Origin of the sequence: Streptomyces sp. NBC_00996 (assembly GCF_045162675.1) — a bacterium.
Lineage (GTDB): Bacteria > Actinomycetota > Actinomycetes > Streptomycetales > Streptomycetaceae > Streptomyces.
The window spans coordinates 989,800-1,010,498 of record NZ_CP108723.1 but is presented as its reverse complement, the minus strand read 5'-3'; the positions used below and the strand labels follow the sequence as shown (position 1 = coordinate 1,010,498).

General features: G+C 70.5%; 14 protein-coding genes and 1 pseudogene. 11 read left to right on the top strand and 4 right to left on the bottom strand.

The window, feature by feature from the left end:
* Nucleotides 1-349: 349 nt before the first annotated feature.
* Nucleotides 350-3,055 carry a TIR-like protein FxsC gene (locus tag OG390_RS05120; RefSeq protein WP_406165315.1) on the top strand — a complete coding sequence of 902 codons (2,706 nt, stop codon included), beginning with the start codon at nt 350-352 and terminating at the stop codon, nt 3,053-3,055.
* A 36-nt stretch (nt 3,056-3,091) separates the two neighbouring features.
* Here the strand turns inward: OG390_RS05120 and OG390_RS05115 are convergent, their stop codons facing one another.
* Nucleotides 3,092-4,711 (bottom strand): acyl-CoA synthetase, encoded by a 1,620-nt coding sequence (locus OG390_RS05115; RefSeq protein ID WP_406165313.1) that lies wholly within the window; start codon nt 4,709-4,711, stop codon nt 3,092-3,094.
* Nucleotides 4,712-4,887: 176 nt separating this feature from the next.
* Between OG390_RS05115 and OG390_RS05110 the strand changes: the two genes are divergently transcribed.
* From OG390_RS05110 to OG390_RS05070, 9 genes are all read left to right on the top strand, one after another.
* Entirely contained in the window at nt 4,888-5,688 is an 801-nt protein-coding gene (locus tag OG390_RS05110) for a crotonase/enoyl-CoA hydratase family protein (RefSeq protein WP_406165311.1), read from the top strand.
* Nucleotides 5,689-5,763: 75 nt separating this feature from the next.
* A complete protein-coding gene (locus OG390_RS05105) occupies nt 5,764-6,702 on the top strand; it encodes a Zn-ribbon domain-containing OB-fold protein (protein ID WP_406165309.1) in 939 nt (312 codons plus the stop codon).
* Nucleotides 6,703-7,758: a thiolase domain-containing protein gene (locus OG390_RS05100; RefSeq protein WP_406165307.1), complete on the top strand. Its 1,056-nt coding sequence runs from the start codon at nt 6,703-6,705 to the stop codon at nt 7,756-7,758.
* Nucleotides 7,755-8,921 carry a thiolase domain-containing protein gene (locus OG390_RS05095; protein ID WP_406165305.1) on the top strand — a complete coding sequence of 389 codons (1,167 nt, stop codon included), beginning with the start codon at nt 7,755-7,757 and terminating at the stop codon, nt 8,919-8,921. Before OG390_RS05100 ends, OG390_RS05095 begins: the two co-directional genes overlap by 4 nt.
* An 83-nt stretch (nt 8,922-9,004) precedes the next feature.
* Complete coding sequence (locus tag OG390_RS05090; protein WP_037615767.1) at nt 9,005-9,247, top strand: DUF397 domain-containing protein; 243 nt, start codon at nt 9,005-9,007, stop codon at nt 9,245-9,247.
* A gap of 279 nt (nt 9,248-9,526) precedes the next feature.
* On the top strand, nt 9,527-10,429 hold the full coding sequence (locus tag OG390_RS05085; protein ID WP_406165303.1) for a universal stress protein: 903 nt from the start codon (nt 9,527-9,529) through the stop codon (nt 10,427-10,429).
* 49 nt (nt 10,430-10,478) lie between these two features.
* Nucleotides 10,479-11,078: a CGNR zinc finger domain-containing protein gene (locus OG390_RS05080; protein WP_406165301.1), complete on the top strand. Its 600-nt coding sequence runs from the start codon at nt 10,479-10,481 to the stop codon at nt 11,076-11,078.
* A 145-nt stretch (nt 11,079-11,223) separates the two neighbouring features.
* A complete protein-coding gene (locus OG390_RS05075) occupies nt 11,224-14,115 on the top strand; it encodes an ATP-binding protein (protein WP_406165299.1) in 2,892 nt (963 codons plus the stop codon).
* A gap of 103 nt (nt 14,116-14,218) precedes the next feature.
* Nucleotides 14,219-14,716 carry a hypothetical protein gene (locus tag OG390_RS05070; protein ID WP_399090165.1) on the top strand — a complete coding sequence of 166 codons (498 nt, stop codon included), beginning with the start codon at nt 14,219-14,221 and terminating at the stop codon, nt 14,714-14,716.
* A 90-nt stretch (nt 14,717-14,806) separates the two neighbouring features.
* Here the strand turns inward: OG390_RS05070 and OG390_RS05065 are convergent.
* The 3 genes and pseudogenes from OG390_RS05065 to OG390_RS05055 all read right to left on the bottom strand — a co-directional run.
* Nucleotides 14,807-15,370 (bottom strand): annotated as a pseudogene (locus tag OG390_RS05065) (dihydrofolate reductase family protein); the annotation flags it as partial.
* Between the two features lie 172 nt (nt 15,371-15,542).
* Entirely contained in the window at nt 15,543-17,522 is a 1,980-nt protein-coding gene (locus OG390_RS05060; protein WP_406165297.1) for an N-acetylmuramoyl-L-alanine amidase, read from the bottom strand.
* Between the two features lie 295 nt (nt 17,523-17,817).
* Complete coding sequence (locus OG390_RS05055) at nt 17,818-18,960, bottom strand: aminoglycoside phosphotransferase family protein (RefSeq protein ID WP_406165295.1); 1,143 nt, start codon at nt 18,958-18,960, stop codon at nt 17,818-17,820.
* Nucleotides 18,961-19,193: 233 nt separating this feature from the next.
* On the opposite strand from OG390_RS05055, the gene OG390_RS05050 reads away from it, so the two are divergent.
* Nucleotides 19,194-20,693 carry a hypothetical protein gene (locus tag OG390_RS05050; RefSeq protein WP_406165293.1) on the top strand — a complete coding sequence of 500 codons (1,500 nt, stop codon included), beginning with the start codon at nt 19,194-19,196 and terminating at the stop codon, nt 20,691-20,693.
* Nucleotides 20,694-20,699: the final 6 nt, after the last annotated feature.

The following is a 20,699-nucleotide window of genomic DNA, read 5'->3' as shown; positions in this document are numbered from 1 at the left end:
TGCCCGGCCCTGGGACTGCTCGACGAGCTGGAGGAGGTTGCAGGGTCCTTGCACGGGCTGCTCGTGGACCAATGGCGGGGGGCGTGTACAGGGAGCCTCGAGTCCTCACTCCTGTGCGGTACGTCCGTCGAGCAGGCACACATCGAAGCGGCGATCCGGGGCGCCGCCGAACGCGCGGGGCAGGTGGGCGCCGTGCTCGTCCTCGCCCTCATCGGGCACGGCATCACACCCGGCCTGAACCCCACCCTTTACTTGATGGCCGGCGACTCCCGCGCCGACGAGATCGGTACCGCGGTGAACGTCGGGGCACTGCTGACCCAGGTCCTGCAAAACGCCGGGACTCCCCGGCGTGTTCGCCCTCGTCGACACGTGCCATGCCGGCGGTGCGATTCCCGACCTCGCACAGACGGACGGTGGGGTGCGCGAGGGCACGGCCCGACTTTCCGTGATCATGTCGGTAGGCGCCGCGCAGAAGGCGTACCGGCTCGCCTTTTCCCGGGCCCTCGTCCAGGTACTCACGGAGGGCATCCGTGGAGAGGACGAGTTCCTGCGGGCCGACGCGGTGCGGCTCGGCGCGTTCCGGACGCTCCAGGTGCGTGATCTCGGTTTCGCGGATGGCAGCCCCGAACTCCGTGACGGACAGGGCCGGTCGATGAGTCCCGGCCAGCTCAGGTCACCCGAGGGGCGTCGGCTGGTGGTGGCCGTGTCCGACTGCGCCGCTCCGGGCTGGCGGGAAGCGGAGGTGTGGCGTCAGCTGTACGAGTGGGCCTCGTCGACGCCGGTCGTGCTGCTCAATCCCCTGCCAGCAAAACTGTGGCGCAGAACAGGCCTCGACCTGCCGACGGTACGGGTCTCCAACGGTGTTCCCGGATCGGTCAATTCCCGGCTGGACTTCGAACCGCCGCCGTTGCTGCCGCAGGAGGACGCCGTCGGCAAGGAAGGCGACTGGCTGCCCATTCCGGTGCTGTCGATGTCGCCGTATTCCCTGGGCCGCTGGTCACGAACGTTGATGCGCGCGGACCCCGAAGGGTGCGGCGCGGTGCTGGTCCCGCAGAGCGGACGGCCCGCGGGACGGGTGAGGGGAAGCTCTGGAGCCATGACCTCGGAGGGCTTCCTGCGCACCGCTTCACCCTCGGCGGCGCGTCTGGCGGTCCTGTGCTCCACCTTCGACCGTCTGAGCATGCGACTGCTGCACCTCATCCGGCAGGAGCTGGTACCCGAGTCGACGGTGGCCGATGTCGCCGAACTTCTCACCAGCGGGCTCTTCTCGCTCGAGGTGGACGAAGGGGGAAAGGTCGAACTGGGCCTGTCGCAACCGGTGCAGCGCCGGCTGCGACAGGACCTGGCGGAACACGACGTATGGCGGATCAACCGGGCACTGAGCCGCCATGTGTCGGCTCAGGAGAACCGGCGTGGACAACTGCTCGCGGTGGCTCACGATCCCGACGGCCAGGTCGATCTGCCCGCAGAGCTCCAGGCGTTCGGGCAGGCGTCGCAGCGGACGCTGGAGCTGCTGGGTCTGTCGGCGGATGACGGGGTGGTAGCCGGTGGACGGCGGCCGGAACACAGGGCGGTGGCAGTAGACGTCGAACTCCCGTCGGAGCCGGAGCCGGAGCCGGAGCCGGAGCCGGAGCCGGAGCCGGAGCCCGAGCCCGACCCGGAGCGGGGTCAGGCGTCTGCGCCGGAGCAGGAGTGGGGTCAGGCGTCTGCGCCGGAGCAGGAGTGGGGTCAGGCACCTGAGCCGGAGTCGGTCAACCAGCCGTATTTCTTCCTCAGTTATGCACATACGCCCACCTGGGGGCCCGGCGAAAGTGATCCGGACCACTGGGTGCACGTCCTCTTCAGGGATCTGTGCGACCACATCATGGCGCTCACGGATCTTCCGCGTGGCGCGCCCGCGGGTTTCATGGACCGGGAGCTGCGCTCGGGTGAGGGATGGCCGGAAAAGCTCAGTGAGAATCTGGCGACGTGCCGGGTGTTCGTGCCGCTGTTCTCCCCGCGATACTTCACGAGTGAAAGTTGCGGCCGTGAGTGGTTCGCGTTCAACGAACGCATTGTGCAGGCGCGGGCCGCCGGCTTCCCTGATTTTCCCGCCATCGTCCCGGCGCTGTGGACGCGTGTGGACTACTACCAACTCCCTGACTCCGTAAAACATCTTCACGTGGATCACGCGGCATTCGGCGAGCGTTACACGACCGATGGGCTCTACGGAATGATCAAGCTCAACCGGCTGCGTGACGAGTACGAGGAAGCGGTGCTCAAGCTGGCCCAGCGGATCGTGCAGGTGGCCCAGGAGTCGCCGCTACCGCCCAGCGCACCCCGCCGCTTCGAGAGCACGCCGAGCGCGTTCAAGCCACGCGGTGAGGGACCCCGACGCATCCATCTGACCGTGGTGGCGCCCACACGCGAGAGCGTTCCCGAGCACCGCGACGTACGTCCGTACGGTGACGACGCTCAGGACTGGAACCCCTATCACTCGGAGTCGACCCGTCCTCTGCCCGCGCTCGCCGAGGAACTCATCCGGTCACTGGACTACCGGGTCACCGTCTCCTCGTTCGACGACGAGGAGGTGACGGACGAGGAGTCCGCAAGGGCAGGCGTGGGATCGGCGCCGGAGATTCTTCTCCTCGACAGGTGGGCGCTCACCGACGAGGAACGGCGGCGCAGACTTCAGCAGTTCGACGCCGGACCCCGACCCTGGGTCAGCGTGATCGTCCCCTGGGACCGGACCGACCCCCAGGGTTTCGGTGACGAGGGCCGCGAGCTCGTCGAGGATCTGGAACGGACTCTGCCTCAGACTCTGGACCGGTGCCGACAGACCGACCAAGGGAACGCGGTCAATGGCGTGCCCACGCTGAAGGCGTTCACCGACGTCCTCCCGTCCGTCGTCGCCCACGCGACCCAGCAGTACATGAGGACGCAGAGCACGTACAGGCATTCGGGGCAGCCGATCGCCAAGCCGCGACTGACGGGCCCCAGCCAGCCGGCGCGCCCCGGTGACGAAGCCCACGACGAGAAGAATTACCCAGCTGATGGCCCTGCGGCAGACCCGTGAGCAACGGGCATTGCACAGCGTGCCCCGCTCCGGTGGTCACTGAGACGCCTCCGTCGCCACCGTCCGAGCCCACCGGTAGTCCGCCTTCCCGCTCGGCGAGCGCTGGATGGTGTCCGTGATGACGAGTTGGCGGGGAATCTTGTAGCCCGCGAGGTGGGTGCGGCAGTGGCTCTGGATGTCCTCCAGGGACGGGTGGCCCGCGCCCTCGCGGAGCTGGACGACCGCGGCGACGTGGTTGCCCCACGTCTCGTCGGGTACCCCGGCGACCAAGGCGTCGTACACGTCCGGATGCGACTTGAGGGCCTGCTCGACCTCTTCCGGATAGACCTTCTCGCCGCCGGTGTTGATGCACTGGGAGCCGCGGCCGAGGACGGTGACGATGCCCTCCTCGTCGACCGTGGCCATGTCGCCGAGGAGCACCCAGCGCTCGTCGCCCTTCTGGAAGAAGGTCTCGGCGGTCTTCTTGGGGTCGTTGTAGTAGCCGAGGGGCACATGGCCGCGCTGGGCGATGCGGCCGGGCTCGCCGACGGCGACGGGCTCGTACGTGACAGGATCCACCACCTGCGTACGGGAGTTGACGCGCACCCGGAATCCGCGCGCCGGGCCCGAGTCGGCCGTCGCGGTGCCGTTGAAGCCCGACTCCGACGAGCCGAAGTTGTTCAGCAGCATCACGTTCGGGACCAGCGCCTGGAACTGCTCGCGCACCGTGTCCGACATGATCGCGCCGGAGGACGACACGCTGAACATCGAGGAGCAGTCGGTGCCCTTCATGGGCCCGTTCAGCGCGTCGATCAAGGGTCGCAGCATCGCGTCGCCGACCAGCGACACACTGGTGACCTTCTCCTTCTCGATCGTCCGCAGGACTTCCTCGGGTACGAACTTGCGGTGGATCACGATGCGTTGGCCGAAGTTGAAGCCGATGAAGGCGGTGAGCGTCGAGGTGCCGTGCATCAGCGGGGGAGTGGGGAAGAAGGTGATTCCCTCGCCGCCGGCCGCGACGCGCTCGGCGAGCTCCTGCGGCGTCTTGACCGGCTCGCCGGTCGGAGCGCCGCCGCCGAGGCCGGAGAAGAACAGGTCCTCCTGCCGCCACATCACACCCTTCGGCATCCCTGTCGTGCCACCGGTGTAGATGATGAACTGGTCGTCCGCCGAGCGCGGCGGGAATCCCCGCTCGGGGGATGCGGCGGCCGCGGCGTGCGTGAATTCCTCCGCGTCCAACGAGGCCGCACCGGGTGCGGGGGAGCCCACCCGTACGACATGCCGCAGTGCCGGAGCGTGCGGCAGCGCCGCCGCCACCCGGCACGTGAACTCCGCGTCGAAGACCAGGGCCACCAGGTCCGCGTCCCGGTAGAGGTAGGCCAACTCCTCTTCCACATAGCGGTAGTTCACGTTGACCGGTACGATCCGAGCCTTCAGACAGCCCAGGACGGTCTGCAGGTACTCGACGCCGTTGTACAGGTGGAGTCCGAGGTGTTCGCCGGGGCGTATGCCGCTGTCGATCAGGTGGTGCGCGACACGGTTCGCGGCCGCGTCCAGCTGGGCGTACGTCAGCCGGCGCTCCGCACCCGTGCCGGGATGGTCGATGTACACGAGCGCCTCGCGCCCCGGGACGACGTCGACGACCGACTCGAACAGGTCGGCAAGGTTGTACTCCACCGCTCCTCCTGATCCCGAACGTCCGTGGCTGCACTCGGCTCGACGGTCATCAGAGCAAAGCCGCACCCAACTGTGAAGGGTCCCGGCAGAAGAAATCTGACTGTCTGTCAGAAAACCCTTGTACTGGCTCCGCCCCTCCTGCAACCTGTTCTCGTTCCTGAGACGGGAGGACGGCAATGGGTGGGACGGAACACCTCACCGTGCAGCGCGAAGGCGCGACACTGGTACTCACGCTCAACAGGCCCGAGGCCAAGAACGCGCTCTCGCTGCCGATGCTGGTCGGCCTGTACGACGGCTGGGTCGAGGCCGACGAGGACGACGCGATCCGCTCGATCGTGCTCACCGGAGCGGGCGGTGCCTTCTGCGCCGGAATGGATCTCAAGGCGCTGGCCGGAAACGGGATGGCGGGCGAGCAGTACCGGGGCCGGCTCAAGGCCGACCCCGATGTGCACTGGAAGGCGATGCTGCGCCACCACCGGCCCCGCAAGCCGGTGATCGCCGCCGTCGAAGGGCACTGCGTCGCGGGCGGCACGGAGATCCTCCAGGGCACCGACATCCGGGTCGCCGGTGAGTCTGCGACCTTCGGGCTCTTCGAGGTCAAGCGCGGTCTGTTCCCGATCGGCGGTTCGACGGTCCGGCTGCAACGCCAGATCCCGCGCACCCACGCCCTCGAAATGCTGCTCACGGGACGCCCGTACACGGCCCGGGAGGCCGCCGACATCGGTCTGATCGGCCATGTCGTCCCCGACGGCAGCGCGCTGGACAAGGCCCTCGCCCTAGCCGAGCAGATCAACGCCTGCGGCCCGCTGGCCGTCGAGGCCGTGAAGGCCTCGGTGTACGAGACCGCCGAGATGACCGAGACCGACGGGCTCGCCGCCGAGCTCAAGCGCGGTTGGCCGATCTTCGACACCGCCGACGCCAAGGAGGGCTCCCGAGCCTTCGCCGAGAAGCGCCCGCCCGTCTACCGGCGCGCCTGATCCGAAGCCCGCGCCCGGGCGCGCCTCACCTCTTACGGGACGGGCGTGTCCGACCCTTCGAAGGAGACACCCGGGATGCCCGAAGTCCTCAAAGCCCCGCTCGTCGTCGAATTCCCCTTCACCCGCTCGCTCGGCCCCGTCCAGAGCGCCTTCCTCACCGGCCTGCGCGAGCGCGTCGTCCTCGGAGTGAAGACCCTGGACGGCCGCACCCTTGTCCCGCCCGTCGAGTACGACCCGGTCACCGCCGAGGAGATACGCGACCTGGTCGAGGTCGCCCCCACCGGCACGGTCACCACCTGGGCCTGGAACCATGAACCCCGCCGAGGTCAGCCCCTCGACACCCCCTTTGCCTGGGCTCTGGTGAAACTCGACGGTGCCGACACCGCCCTCCTGCACGCCCTCGACGCTCCTGGCCCCGACGCCGTACGCACGGGTATGCGCGTCCGCATCCGCTGGGCCGAGGAGCGCTCCGGTGCCATCACGGACATCGCCTGCTTCGAACCGTACGAGGGCATCGCGGAACTCACGGGCCACAGCGGCCGGTTCGAGGACATGGTGACCGGCATCGTGGCCCCCGCCCGCCTCGACTACGTCTACTCGCCCGGTCGCGCCCAGACCGGCTACATCAACGCCCTCTCCGATCAGCGCACCGTCGGCGAGCGCTGCCCGTCCTGCCGCAAGGTGTACGTCCCGCCGAGAGGTGCCTGCCCCACCTGCGGTGTCGCCACATCCGAACAGGTCGAGGTGGGGCCGCGCGGCACGGTCACCACGTACTGCATCGTCAACATCAAGGCGAAGAACCTCGACATCGAAGTGCCGTACGTCTACGCGCACATCGCCCTCGACGGTGCCGACCTCGCGCTGCACGGCCGGATCGGCGGCATTTCCTACGACGAGGTGCGCATGGGCCTGCGCGTGGAGCCGGTGTGGACGCAAGGCGGCCGCTACCCGGATCACTACCGGCCCACCGGCGAACCCGACGCGGACTACGAGACGTACAAGGAGCTGTTGTAGATGCCGCCCATCAGGGACATCGCTGTCGTCGCCTTCGCGCAGACCGACCACCGGCGCACCAGTGACGAGCTCTCCGAGGTGGAGATGCTCATCCCGGTCCTGCACGACGTCCTCGACCGGACGGGTCTGAAGACCAGAGACATCGGCTTCACCTGCTCCGGTTCCACGGACTATCTCGCGGGCCGCGCCTTCTCCTTCACGATGGCGCTCGACGGGGTGGGCGCCTGGCCGCCGATCTCCGAGTCGCACGTGGAGATGGACGGCGCATGGGCACTGTACGAGGCATGGACGAAGCTGCTCACCGGGGAGGTCGACACCGCGCTCGTGTACGCGTACGGCAAGTCCTCGCCCGGTTCCGTGCGGGACGTTCTGACCCGGCAGCTCGACCCGTACTACGTGGCACCCCTGTGGCCGGATTCCGTCGCGCTCGCGGCGCTTCAGGCCCAGGCGCTGATCGACGCGGGCGAGACCGACGAGCCCGCTCTTGCCTCCGTCGCAGCCCGCAGCCGTGCCTCGGCGTCCGCCAACTCCCACGCGCAGCTGCGTGGTTCGGTGGCTCAAGGCGATTACCTCGTACGTCCCCTGCGTACCGGTGACTGCCCGCCCATCGGCGACGGTGCCGCCGCCGTGATCCTCGCGGCGGGTGAGCGGGCCCGCGAGCTGTGCGAACGGCCCGCCTGGATCCGGGGCATCGACCACCGCATCGAGGCGCACGGCCTCGGCGTCCGTGATCTGACCGACTCGCCGTCCACGCGCCTGGCCGCGGAGAAGGCGGGAGTCTTCGAACGTCCCGTCGACACGGCCGAGTTGCACGCCCCCTTCACCTCCCAGGAAGTGGTCCTGCGCAAGGCGCTGCGGCTCGACGAGAGCGTGACGGTCAACCCCTCCGGGGGCGCGCTCGCCGCCAACCCGGTGATGGCGGCCGGGCTGATCCGCCTCGGTGAGGCCGCCGCACGCATCCACCGGGGCGAATCCGACCGGGCGCTCGCGCACGCCACTTCAGGCCCCTGCCTCCAACAGAACCTGGTCGCCGTACTCGAAGGGGATGCCCGATGAGCAAGGAGACCGTGGCCGTCGTTGGCATCGGCCAGACCAAGCACGTGGCGGCCCGCCGGGACGTGTCCATCGCGGGACTGGTCCGCGAGGCGGCCCAACGCGCCCTGGATGACGCAGAGTTGACCTGGGCCGACATCGATGCCGTCGTGATCGGCAAGGCGCCCGACTTCTTCGAGGGCGCCATGATGCCCGAGCTGTATCTCGCGGACGCGCTCGGCGCGGTCGGCAAGCCGATGCTGCGGGTGCACACGGCGGGCTCCGTCGGAGGATCGACCGCCCTGGTCGCCACGAACCTCATCGCGGGACGCGTCCACGGCACCGTCCTGACCCTGGCCTACGAGAAGCAGTCCGAGTCGAACGCCATGTGGGGCCTGTCGCTGCCGATCCCCTTCCAGCAGCCGCTGCTGGCCGGAGCCGGCGGCTTCTTCGCGCCGCACGTGCGCGCGTACATGCGGCGCACCGGCGCACCCGACGCGGTCGGCTCGCTCGTCGCGTACAAGGACCGCCGCAACGCGCTGAAGAACCCCTACGCGCATCTCCACGAGCACGACATCACGCTGGAGAAGGTCCAGGCCTCGCCCATGCTGTGGGACCCGATCCGCTATTCGGAGACCTGCCCGTCCTCGGACGGGGCCTGCGCGATGATCCTCACCGACCGTGCGGGGGCGGCCCGTTCGCCGCGGCCGCCCGCGTGGCTGCACGGCGGCGCGATGCGCAGTGAACCCACCCTCTTCGCGGGCAAGGACTTCGTCTCGCCGCAGGCGGGCAAGGACTGCGCGGCCGACGTGTACCGGCAGGCCGGCATCGCGGACCCGCGCCGTGACATCGACGCCGTCGAGATGTACGTGCCGTTCTCCTGGTACGAGCCGATGTGGCTGGAGAACCTCGGTTTCGCCGAGGAGGGCGAGGGCTGGAAGCTCACCGAGTCCGGGGTGACGGAACTGGACGGAGACCTGCCCGTCAACATGTCGGGCGGGGTCCTCTCCACCAATCCGATCGGTGCCTCGGGCATGATCCGCTTCGCCGAAGCGGCACTTCAGGTGCGTGGGCAGGCCGGAGAACACCAGGTGGACGGCGCTCGCAGGGTGCTGGGACACGCCTATGGCGGCGGATCCCAGTTCTTCTCCATGTGGCTGGTCGGGTCCGCGCCGCCCGCCTCCTGAAGCCGTCCTTCTCACGTGGCCTGTCCGCCGCCCGAACCGATCGCTAGGCTGGCCGCGGACGACGAACCGGGAGGAGCACGGACGTGGCCGAAAGCACCATCGAGCAGCACCCGCTCGCGGGCTGGGACAAGCCGGAGCTGGACCTCAGCAACGCCGATTGGCAGTCCAGCAGCCGAGGGCGGGGAGACGTCCAGATCGCCTTTGTCGAGGGCTTCATCGCGATGCGCAACAGTGGCCGGCCCCAGAGCCCTTCCCTGATCTTCACACCCGCGGAGTGGGGCGCGTTCGTATCGGGGGCCCGCGAGGGCGAGTTCGATCTGACCTGAGCCGACAGCGGTCGGGCCGCCCCGCCTCCCGCGTACGGGGGAGGGGCGGCGTACTCGGGCTGTGCCTCGGCAGCCCTGCCCGGCGGCGGTAGGTCGCGCGGTCCTGTGACCGCGACGTCCGGCCGCCGTGCGGACCGACCGCGCCCTCTGCCCCACCGTCCGCACCGGCGAGGAAATCCTCCGGGTTTCCGGACACACGCCCTATCGGCCCGTCATGTGGCTGTCCTTGAGTCAGGCTGGCCCGAGGAAGATCAATGGCGTGCCGAAGACGAGGATTCCATGAGCACCCTGCCGGTCATCGCGGCGGTCGACGGATCGGACGACGGCCTGCGCGCCCTGGACTGGGCACTCACGGCTGCCCGGATGCGCCGTGCGCCGCTGCGTGTGGTCCATGTGCGGCAGTACGCGCCTTGGGGGCAGCCGGACGTCCTGGTCGCCGGACCACCGGATCCGGCCGACGATCATGTACTCGAGCGGGTGCGCACCCACCTGGCGGGCCGGTCCGACCTGCCGGCGACCGAGTATGTCGCTCTTGAGGGAGCCCCGGGCGCAGTACTACCCGAACTCGGCTCCGCAGCACAGTTGTTGGTGCTCGGCTCCCGGGGTCGCGGTGGCTTCGTCGGCCTGCTGCTCGGCTCCAGCGGGATGGCCGCAGCGCGGGACGCCGATTGCCCGGTGGTCGTGGTACCGCGCCCCGGACGCGAGGTGCCCGACGCACCCCCCGTCGCACCGGGGCCGCGTGTCGTCGCAGGTCTTCACGTGGACAGCCCCGACCAGGCCACGCTCGCCTTCGCTTTCGAGGAGGCCGCCCTGCGCGCCGCCCGTGTCCAGGTGGTCGCCGCGTACACCTGGCCGGACCCGACGTGGGCCGTGCCCGGTGACTTCGCCCCCGCCACCCTCGACCAGAGTGCGGTGGAGGGCGAGACCCGGACTCTGGCCGACGGTTTCGTCGCCCCGCACCGCGCACGACACCCCGATCTCCAGGTCGATCTCCACGTGCCGCCGGGAGACGCGGCCGGCCACCTCGTCGAGGCCTCGAAAAACGCCGAACTCCTGGTCGTGGGCCGGCACCGCCGCCGCCTCCTCGCGCCCGCCCGCATGATCGGCTCGGTCGCCCAGGCCGTACTCCTGCACGCGGCGAGCCCGGTCGCGGTGGTGCCGCCGACGGCCGCCGAGGAGTGAGCGACCTCCTCCTGCGCTAATGGAAATCGATGAACCTATCATTAGCGCCATGGAGGACTCGATCAGCGGGGATGCCCGCCTCGCCCTGGACCTCGCCCTGACCATCCGGCACGACGGACACGGCGGTGTCGCCGACGATCTCGCCGAGCCCGCGGGGCTGACCGCCTGGGTCCACGCGCACCGCGACACGCTGTCCGGAGCCGGCCGTTTCGTTGCCGATCCGGCCACGCTCACCGCTGTCCGTGACCTCCGCGCCGCCGTCCGTGCCCTCTTCGCCCGCGCCGTACGCCCGGGCGAGCCGAGCACGGCCGACGCCGCCCGACTGCTTCCCGTGCCCCAGGCCGTGGAGCGACTCAACGCGGCGGCCGGGCTCGCCGCGACCGTTCCCGTGCTCGTATGGGACGAGGGCGCCGACCCTGTCGTACGCGAGGAGGCCCCGAGCGGGGACATTCCGCTCACGGCCGTCCTCGCCCACGCCGCGACGGCCTTCCTCGCGAGTCCCGGCCGACGACGTCTGCGCGCCTGTCACGCGCCGCGCTGCGTGCGGTACTTCATCAAGGAGCACCCGCGCCAGGAGTGGTGCAAACCGTCGTGCGGAAACCGCGCCAGGGTCGCCCGTCACCACGAGCGGCACAAGAAGTCCGCATAGTCCGCAAGTCGATGTCCGACTGTTCCGGTCAGAAGTGGTCGAGTGGGCACCGTCGGCCCGCTCCGGGCGTACGCTGAGGTGCCTGTAGGTCACGGTGCGCACCTGCTCCCCGCGCCGGCTGCACCACCGTGGCAGGGGGTGCATCATGGGCCAGCGCAGCCTACGGAGTCGACGGACGCTCTTCGAGCGCGAGAGTGAACTCGCCGCTGCCGAGGACGCGTTGAGCGAGCTCACCGGACTGAACAGGGACGGTGGCGAGCCACCCGAGCGCCCCCGCGGCGCGCTTCTCGCCTTCGCCGGCCGTGCCGGAATCGGCAAGACCACCCTCCTCGCCGAAGTGCGCCGCCGCGCCGCGGCCAAGGGCTGCACCGTGCTGTCCGCGCGCGGTGGCGACCAGGAGCAACGCGTCGCCTTCCACGTCGCCCGCCAGCTCCTGCAGCCGCAGCTCGCCGGATCCCCGGAGCCCGAACTCCGATCCCAGCTCGGGAGTTGGTACGCGATCATCGGCCCCGCGCTGGGCCTTTGCGCGCCGGCCGAGGGCGCCCCGCCCGACCAGCAGGGGCTGCGCGACGGCCTCGACTGGGTGCTCACGCATCTCGCGGTGCAGCGCGCCCCGATGGTGCTCGTCCTCGACGACGCGCACTGGGCCGACCCGGAGTCGCTCAGCTGGCTTGCCGCGTTCGCGCCGCGCGCCGAGGAACTCCCGCTGCTGCTCGTCGTCGCCTACCGGCCCGACGAACTCCCCGACCACGCCGAGACGTTCAGGGGCCTGCCCGGGCGCGCGGGCCAGCGCCCCATCGACCTCGAACCGCTCAGCGCGGCGGCCGTCGCCCGTCTCGTACGGGAAGATCTCGGCACCCAGGCCGACGACGCGTTCTGCCGAGAGTGCTGGGCGGTCACCGCGGGCAACCCCTTCGAGGCCGTCGAGCTGACCGCGAAGGTGCGCGACCGCGGACTGATCCCGACGGAGGCCGGAGCGCACCTGCTGCGCGACCTGGCGGCCGCCGTCAAGGGCAGCGGGCTGATCGCCCGTCTCGAACGCCTCGGCCCGTCGACCGTCCGCTTCGCCTGGGCCTGCGCGGTGCTCGGCACCGAGATCCATCCGACGCTCGCCGCCGCCGTCGCGGGCCTCGGCTCCGAGGAGGCCGCCGACGCGGCTGACGCCCTGCGCGGCGCCCGTATCCTCACCGGCGCCGACATCCTGGAGTTCGTCCACCCCCTCATCGCCACCGCGGTCTACCGCGCCATCCCCGGCGGCGTCCGCGTCGCGCTGCACGGCCAGGCCGCCTGGTGTGTCGTCGACGAAGGCCTCGGCCCGTCCGCTGCCGCACGCCACCTCCTGGAGACGCACCCCGACGGCGACGCCTGGATCGTCCAGCAGTTGCGCGCCGCCGCCCGCGAGACACTCCGCGCCGGCGCACCCGACGCCGCCCGCCGCTATCTCGCCCGCGCCCTGCGTGAACCGCCGCCCTTCGAGGACCGGGCCACCGTCCTGTACGAACTGGGCTGCGCCTCCCTGCTCACCGAACCGGCGACCACGGTCAACCATCTGCGCGCCGCCCTCGAGGAACCCATCGCCGCTCCGGAACTGCGCCACCACATCGTCTACCGCCTCTCCCAGGTCCTCGCCCACAGCGACCGCCTCGCCGAGGCCTCGGAGACGCTCGCCCGCGAGATCCGCGTGACCGGCGACGCCCGGGTACGGCTGCGCATGCAGTCCGAGCAGTTCATGTGGGACGCGTTCCGCGCCGACGAACCCGACTCGCCCGCCCGCTCCCGCCGGCTGGCCCGCCTCGCCGACCGGCTCACCGGCCGTGAACTCACCGAGCGCTACGTCATCGGTCTGCGTGCCTGGGACGCCACCCTGCGCGGCGAACCCGCCCACATCGCCCTCCACCACGCCGAACGCGCCCTCGCCGGAGGCTTCGGCTGGGCCGAGGCCGACCGCGGCTTCGAGGTGCCCGTCCTGGTCGCGCTCACGTTCATGTACGCGGACCGGCCGGGGCGCACAGAAGAGTTGTTCGCCACCGGAATCGCCGACTTCGAGGCGCAGGGCTGGCACGGCGCGCACCTCTCCTTCGGCTACACGCTGCTCGGGTACCTGCGCTACCGCCGCGGCCGCCTCGCCGAGGCCGAGGACTTCGTCCGAGCGGGCCTGCGGCTCGCCGAGCGCGTGGGACCAGGCACCCCCGTTCACTGGTACGCCGTCGGCATCCTCATCGAGATCCTGCTCGCCCGCGGCCGGATCACCGAGGCCGCGCAGACCGGCGAGGACTACGCGTTCGGGGCACCCTTCCCGGCCGCCGTGACCTTCCCCGACGTCCAGACCGTGCACGGCGAGCTGCTGCTCGCCCGCGGTCTCACCAAGGACGCCGCCGCCGAGCTGGCCGCGGCCGGGCGCCGCCTCGACCCGCGCGGCATGCGCAACCCCGCCTGGTGCCCCTGGCAGCTCCACCTCGCCCGTGCCGAGAGCCACGACGCCCCGGAGCGCGCCGTCACCACGGCACTCGAAGCGGTGAACCGCGCCCGCCAGTACGGCACGCCCTCCGCGATCGGCCAGGCACTGCGCGCCGCCGCGGATGTCTCCTCCGGCTCGGCCCGGGTCAAGTTCCTCGAAGAGTCCGTCGGGCATCTGGAACGCTCCCCGGCCGCGTACGAGCTCGCCTGCGCCCTGGTCGCGCTCGGCACCGAACTGCGCCGCGTCGGACGCCCGAAGGAAGCCGCCGAACACCTCTACCGGGGGCTCGACGCGGCCGTCCAGTGCGCGGCCGACGGGCTCGTCGAAGAAGCCCGCGACGAGCTGGCCGCCGCCGGACTGCGACCGCGTCGGCTGCACAGCACCGAGACGGACACACTGACGGCCCGCGAGCGCGCCGCCGCCGGCCTCACCGTCCGGGGCCGCGGCACGGCCGAGATCGCCGACGAACTCCACACCGACGAGCCGACCGTCGTGCGCCTGCTGTCGGCTGTGTACCGGAAGGTGGGCACGGACCGCACGGGACTCGACTCCGCACTGGGCGGACAAGTGGCGCAATAGCTGAGGTCCGGCTGTCCGGACACGGGGGCGCAGCCGTCTCCCCGAGCGCTCGGACGGGGCGCCCCTGGGGCCCGGTTCGCGCCCGTGCACGTACCATTGCGGCATGTCCTTCCTCCGCCGCCGCAGCGCCACGCCCGCCGGGCCCGACTTCGATGTTCTGGCCATGGATCCGGGCGACTGGCCGGGCAATCTCGGCGCGGGCCTGCTGCCCGCCCCCGACGGCAGCTGCCAGGGCGTCTTCCTGCGTTATGACCTGTTCGGCGGCCGTGGCCCCGCGATGATCATCGGCAATCTGCCGGAGGGCTCCCCGGCCCGTGACGTCGCCGAGGGCGAGGTCCCCTTCGAGGTGGCCCAGCTGCTGCTCGCGCTGGAGAACGACGAGGAGGTCACCGTCACCGGGACCGAGGACATGCCGGTGATGCAGGGCGACAACCTCCTGATCGTGCGCCGTCTCAAGCTCTCCGAGACCCGTATCTCGTGCGTCCAGTTCGACCGCAGCGACAATGTCCTGGTGACCATCGCCGCCTGGGACCGCCCCATCACCGACGACCTCTACACGCTGCTGAAGCCCCTGCCCGCGGAGCTCTTCCAGCAGGGTTGAGGCAGCCGTCCTTCGTATGTGTGACGGGCGTCCGGCGTGCCGGCCGGCGCGGCTCCGGTCGTACAGGAGGCGGATAGCGCCCGTGTCCGTGACGCTCGTGGAGGTCAGCGACCAGGATGAGGACGCGGTCGAGCCGTCGGTGAACAGGCGTTCGCCGCCGCCGACGAGCTCCGGGCACAAGGTGATGCTGAGGCGGTCCAGCTCCCCGGCCTCGAGCAGTTGCCGGATGACGTCGGCGCCGGCGAGCACGATGATGTCGCCGCCCGCCTGCTGCCGCAGTTGCTTGACGGTGGCGCCAGGGTCCGCGGTGGCGAGGCGCGCGTTGTCCCAGTCCACCTGCTCCAGCGTCCTGGAGAAGACGACCTTCTCGACCTCGTTGAGCCAGCGCGCGAACGTGCGGTCGCGCGGGTCGGCGTCGGCGGCCACGGCGGGCCAGAAGCCCGCGAAGCCCTCGAAGTTCTTGCGACCGAGCAGCGCCGTCGTGGCCGCACCCGTGACGTGCACCATATGAGAGCGGGAGCCGTCGCTGACGGCGTGCGGCACGATCCGGCTCATGTCGTACGCGCCGACGGGGCCGGCGACCCGCCCGTCGAGGGACAGCGCGAGGTTGGCGACGACGGTCCGGGTGCGGGACGACTCTCCGGCGGAGGTCATCGTCTGCTCCTGGGGTCCGGTGGTCGGGCGAGAAGCACGTTCGGTCGGGACAACGGGATCAGCGCGCCCCGCCGGATGGCAGGTTGTTGTCGGATTTCGTGACATCGGGCCCGGGTTCAGGAGCCGAAGGCCTCCTGAACCCGGGCCCGTCGTACGCGGATCGGGTCCGCCCTTACGAGTGCGACGGCATCACCTTCACATCCGCGGCCCGCACGAACGCCACCCGATGCCCGAACTGGATCTCGTAGTACATGTCCGTGCCGATCACGACCTTGTGCGGTGCCGTGTCGAAGGTCGGCGCGTAGAAGTACTCGCCCGGCACCTTGTCGCCGACCGCGTACTCCTGGCCCGCGAGGAGTTGGTAGGGCAGGGGCGAGACCGACTGGACGGGCACACCCGTCGGGTAGGCCCCCTTCTCCGGGTAGGCACGACCGTAGACGGGGATCTCCTGGAGACCGTCCTTGGGCGTGATGACCAAGCCCGACGCGTTCACCGCCGTCGGCTGCTTCTCCGGGTTCTTGAACCAGGCCTTCTGCCCCAGGTACCAGATCGCCGTCCAGTCGCCGTCGCGGCCGGCGACCGCGTACTGCTGCCCCGTGGAGACACGCGAGGCGACGTCGTTCACGTCGATCGTCGAGGCGTCGCCCTTGGGGTACAGACCGATGTCCTTGATGAGGGGTGAGGTCTCGTCCGGCTGGGAGTAGAGCCGCACCTCGCTGGAGCCGTGTGCCGCGCAGGGCTCGTCCTTGGTGACACAGCCCGTGTACACCGGCTGGTTCTTGTCGAAGTCGGGCAGCACGGTCACCAGCCCGCCGCCCTGCTTCGTGGCGCCGTGGAAGGGGTGCCCCAGCAGCGTGAAGTAGTGCTGCCAGTCCCAGTACGGGCCCGGGTCCGTGTGCATGCCGGGGATGGTCGACGTCGTCGGGCCGGCCACGTTGTCGTGTCCGATGATGTGCTGCCGGTCCAGCGGAATGGCGTACTTCTTGGAGAGGTACTTCACCAGCCGCGCCGAGACCTGGTACATCTCCTCCGTGTACCAGGCGTCCGGCGAGGCGAGGAAGCCCTCGTGCTCCAGGCCGATCGACTTGGCGTTGATGTACCAGTTGCCCGCGTGCCAGGCGACGTCCTTGGCCTTCACATGCTGGGCAATGTGACCGTCGGTCGAGCGCAGGGTGTAGTTCCACGACACATAGGTCGGATCCTGGACCAGCTTCAGGACGCCGTCCCAGGTGCCCTCCGTGTCATGGATGACGATGTACTTGATGCTCTGCGAGGCGGGCCGGTCGCCGAGGTCGTGGTTCCCGTAGTCGCCCTCGCCGAACTCCTCGTACGGAGCCGGAACCCACTCGCAGGCCACGCTGTCCGGACACTCGGTGCCGGCGGCAGAGGCCGCACGCAGTCCCGCCCGCCGGAGCTGTGCCGTGTCCGGGCTCACCTCGGGCTGGGCGGCGAGTGCCACCTGCTGTCCGGTGTCGGTGAAGCGTTCCTCGCCCTCGTGGATCACGTCGTACACGTCATCGGCGTACGTCGCCGCCGTCGCGCTGTCGTCCGCGCCCGAGAAGCGTGCCACGGCCCCGTACCAGTCGGCCGCGTCATCGCTCAGCGGCTCGCCGAGGTCCTGCTGCGCGGTGGCGAGGAGCGCGGCGCCGCCTTCGATGTTCGCGGCGGCGTCCGTACGCAGCCGCTCCGCCGAGAGGCCGGTGAGTTCGGCAGCCTTCGTCAATGTCTTGAGCCGGGCCGGGAGTTCGGAGTTCTCCGGAACCTTCGCGTCGGGAAGGAGGGCCGCACGTGAGCTGTCGCCGCGGGCGTCCTCCGTGCCTTCGCTGTGGTGCGGTGCCTCGACGATCGCCGTACGGGCGTCGGTGAGGTGCATCGGGCCGTAGCCGCCGCTGACGCTCGGGGCACCGGCGTGCGCGTCCCAGCGGGACTGCAGATAGGAGACGGCGAGAAGGACGCTCTGCGGCACGTGGTACTCGGCTGCCGCATCGGCGAAGGCCCGCTGCAACTGCGCGGAGGGGGCCTGCGCGGCGGTGCTGGACGGCGCCGCGCCGAGCAACGGCAGGAGCAGTGCCGCGGAGGCGATGGCTCCCGCGGTCCTGCGCCCGCGTCTGTGCCCGGCGGTGGCGTTGGGGTCGGTGGCGGATGCTCGCAATGCAGCCTCCTGGGACGGTCGAGCGCGATGGGGCGTGCGGGGGCCGATCGTGCGTCAGTGGTACCGGCTCTCCGACGATCCGTCAATCATGCCCAGAGACAGGCGATTTCCCACGTCAATAGCGGGTGAAGGGGTTTTCGTGGCGGCGGTCACCCGGCCTGCGGGGCGTCAGTGGAGTGGACCAATGACCCGAATGGGGGACGCCTGCGACACGCTCGCGGGCTGGGGCCGCCGGACACGACGAAGGTCCGCGGTGCGCCCCTGTCCCTGGCGCAACCGCGGACCTCCGTCCCCGTCAGCGAGTGCCGACCGCCGCTCGAACGGCCCGACGGGCCAACTGGCAGTCGTCATGCAGCCGCCTCAGCAGCAGCCGCTGTTCCTCGCCGGACGGCGCAGCACCCGGGTGGGCCGGTCCCGATGCCGCCGGGGTCGTGTCGTGCATCGAACGCTGCAGGGCCGTCTCGTACGTACGGATCTCCCTGGTGAGGACGAGCATCAGGTTCACCAGGAAGGCGTCGCGCGCCGCGGGCCCCGCCGACTGCGCCAGCTGGCTGATCTGCCGTCGGGCCACGGGGGCATCCCCGAGGACCGCCCACAGCGTCGCCAGGTCGTACCCCGGCAGATACCAGCCCGCGTGCTCCCAGTCCACCAGCACTGGACCGGCCGGTGAGAGAAGGATGTTCGACAGGAGTGCGTCGCCGTGACAGAACTGGCCCATGCCCTGCCGGCCCGCCGAGTGAGCGATGCCGTGTACCAGTTTCTGCAGATCACCCATGTCCCGGTCCGTGAGCAGACCCAGCTCATGGAAACGGGAGATCCGCTCCGCGTAGTCCAGCGGGGCGTCGAACGTCCCCGCCGGCGGCCGCCACGCGTTCAGCCGGCAGATCGCGCCCAGCGCCGCCCGGATGTCCGCGCGGGGTGGGGCCTCCGCCGGATGCCGCTGCAGAGCGGCCACCCGGCCCGGCATCCGCTCGATCACCAGCGTGCAGTTGTCCGGATCCGCCGCGATCAGCCGGGGCACCCGCACCGGCGGCCGGTGCCGCACGAACGAGCGGTAGGCAGCTATTTCATTCCGGATCCGCTCGGTCCAGATGGGGGAGTGGTCCAGTAAACACTTGGCGACGGCCGTGCTGCGCCCCGTCGTACCGACGAGGAGCACGGAGCGTCCGCTGCGGCGCAGCACCTGGACCGGAGCGAACTCCGGGCAGATCCGGTGCACCGACGCGATCGCCGTGCGCAGCTGCGCGCCCTGGGGGCCGGACAAGTCGAGTCTCCCGCTGAGCGGTTGGGTGCCGAGCCCCGGAACGCGCCGTGTCCTGCCGGCACCGAGCACAGGGGCCGCCGCCTGGCGCGCGGGGTCGAGGTAAGGGCCGCCGCCGCCCGGGCGGGGGTGCAGCGACCGGGGCGGAGCGGACACGGAGGACGATGCTGCGTACATGGGCGATACAGATCCCTTCGTGTGCCTGCAAGTTGCCGCGCTACCCGCCCCGGCCGCCCTGGTGCACCCTGGGGAATGTCCTTGGGGCAACCGGGTCGGGGTGGCGCGTTCCTACCTGACACCTGGTGCCCAGTGGCAGACCATCTGGCGCACCCTGGCGAACCCTGGCGAATAGTCGCTCAGCAACTGACAGGCGGTTACTGTCAATTCAGCCGAGAACCTGGGGGCTTGAAGTGAACGGACAACCCAACACCCGCCTGTCGGACCTGTTCGGCCTCGCCGGCTGGTCCAAGGGCGAGCTCGCGAGGATGGTCAACCGACAGGCGGCGGCCATGGGCCACCCCCAACTGGCGACCGACACCTCGCGGGTGCGGCGTTGGATCGACATGGGAGAGATCCCGCGCGATCCCGTGCCGAGGGTGCTGGCGGCTCTGTTCACCGAGCGTCTCGGCCGTGTCGTGACCATCGAGGACCTCGGTCTGGTCCGGCACGGGCGTGTGGGGAAACGGCAGGGCGGCGGGAATGCGGAACATCCCGACGGTGTGCCGTGGGCGCCCGAGCGAACCGCCGCGGTCCTCACCGAATTCACGGGAATGGACCTCATGCTCAACCGACGCGGCTTGGTGGGCGCGGGTGCCGCGCTCGCCGCAGGATCCGCACTCAGTACGGCCATGCACGACTGGCTCCACACCGATCCGGCCCTCACGGCCGACGCTCCCCAATTCGACGATCCCCTGCACGCCGACCCCGCTGGGTTCGACCGCTACGAGGCCGCCCCCATCGGGTCGCAGGAGATCGAGGAACTGGAGCGCTCGGTAGAGGTGTTCCGGGCCTGGGACGCGGCCCGCGGCGGCGGGCTGCAGCGCAAGGCTGTGGTGGGCCAGCTCAACGAAGTGGGAGGCATGCTCTCCTACCGACACCCCGACCATCTGCAGCGGCGCCTGTGGGGCGTCGCCGCCAACCTCGCCGTCCTCGCGGGCTGGATGTCGCACGACGTCGGCCTGGAGCCCACGGCTCAGAAGTACTTCGTCATCGCCGCCCACGCGGCCCGAGAGGGCGGTGACCGGCCCCGCGCCGGAGAGGCGCTCTCCCGAGCGGCTCGCCAAATGGTGCATCTGGGCCGGCCCGACGACGCACTCGACCTCATGAAGCTCGCCAAGTCCGGTTCCGGCGACGAGGTGCTGCCCCGCACCAAGGCCATGCTCTACACCATCGAGGCCTGGGCACAGGCGTCCATGGGCAAGGGCCAGGCCATGCGGCGCACGCTCGGTCAGGCGGAGGACCTGTTCGTCTCCGACCGGGGTGACGTACCTCCGCCGAGCTGGATGCAGTTGTTCGACGAGGCCGACATGCACGGCATGCAGGCTCTGGCCTACCGCACCCTCGCCGAACACGAGCCGGCCGCGGCGGCCACCGCGCAGTGCCATGCGAAGGAGGCACTGAAGCTGCGCGAGTCGGGCCGGGACCGGTCGAAGATCTTCGACCACATCTCCCTCGCGTCGGCCTGCTTCATCGCCGACGACCCCGAACAGGCCGATCGGTACGCACGGCTGGCCCTGACGTCGATGGGGGCCAACTCCTCCCACCGCACCTGGGACCGGCTGCGCGAGATGTACCGGCTCACCGGGCAGTACTCCAGCTATCCGAAGATCCAAGACCTGCGTGAGGAGATCAAACTCGCCCTTCCCAACGGCTCGTTGAAGCCCAGAGGCGGCAACAGCGCGCGGGCGTAAGGGGGG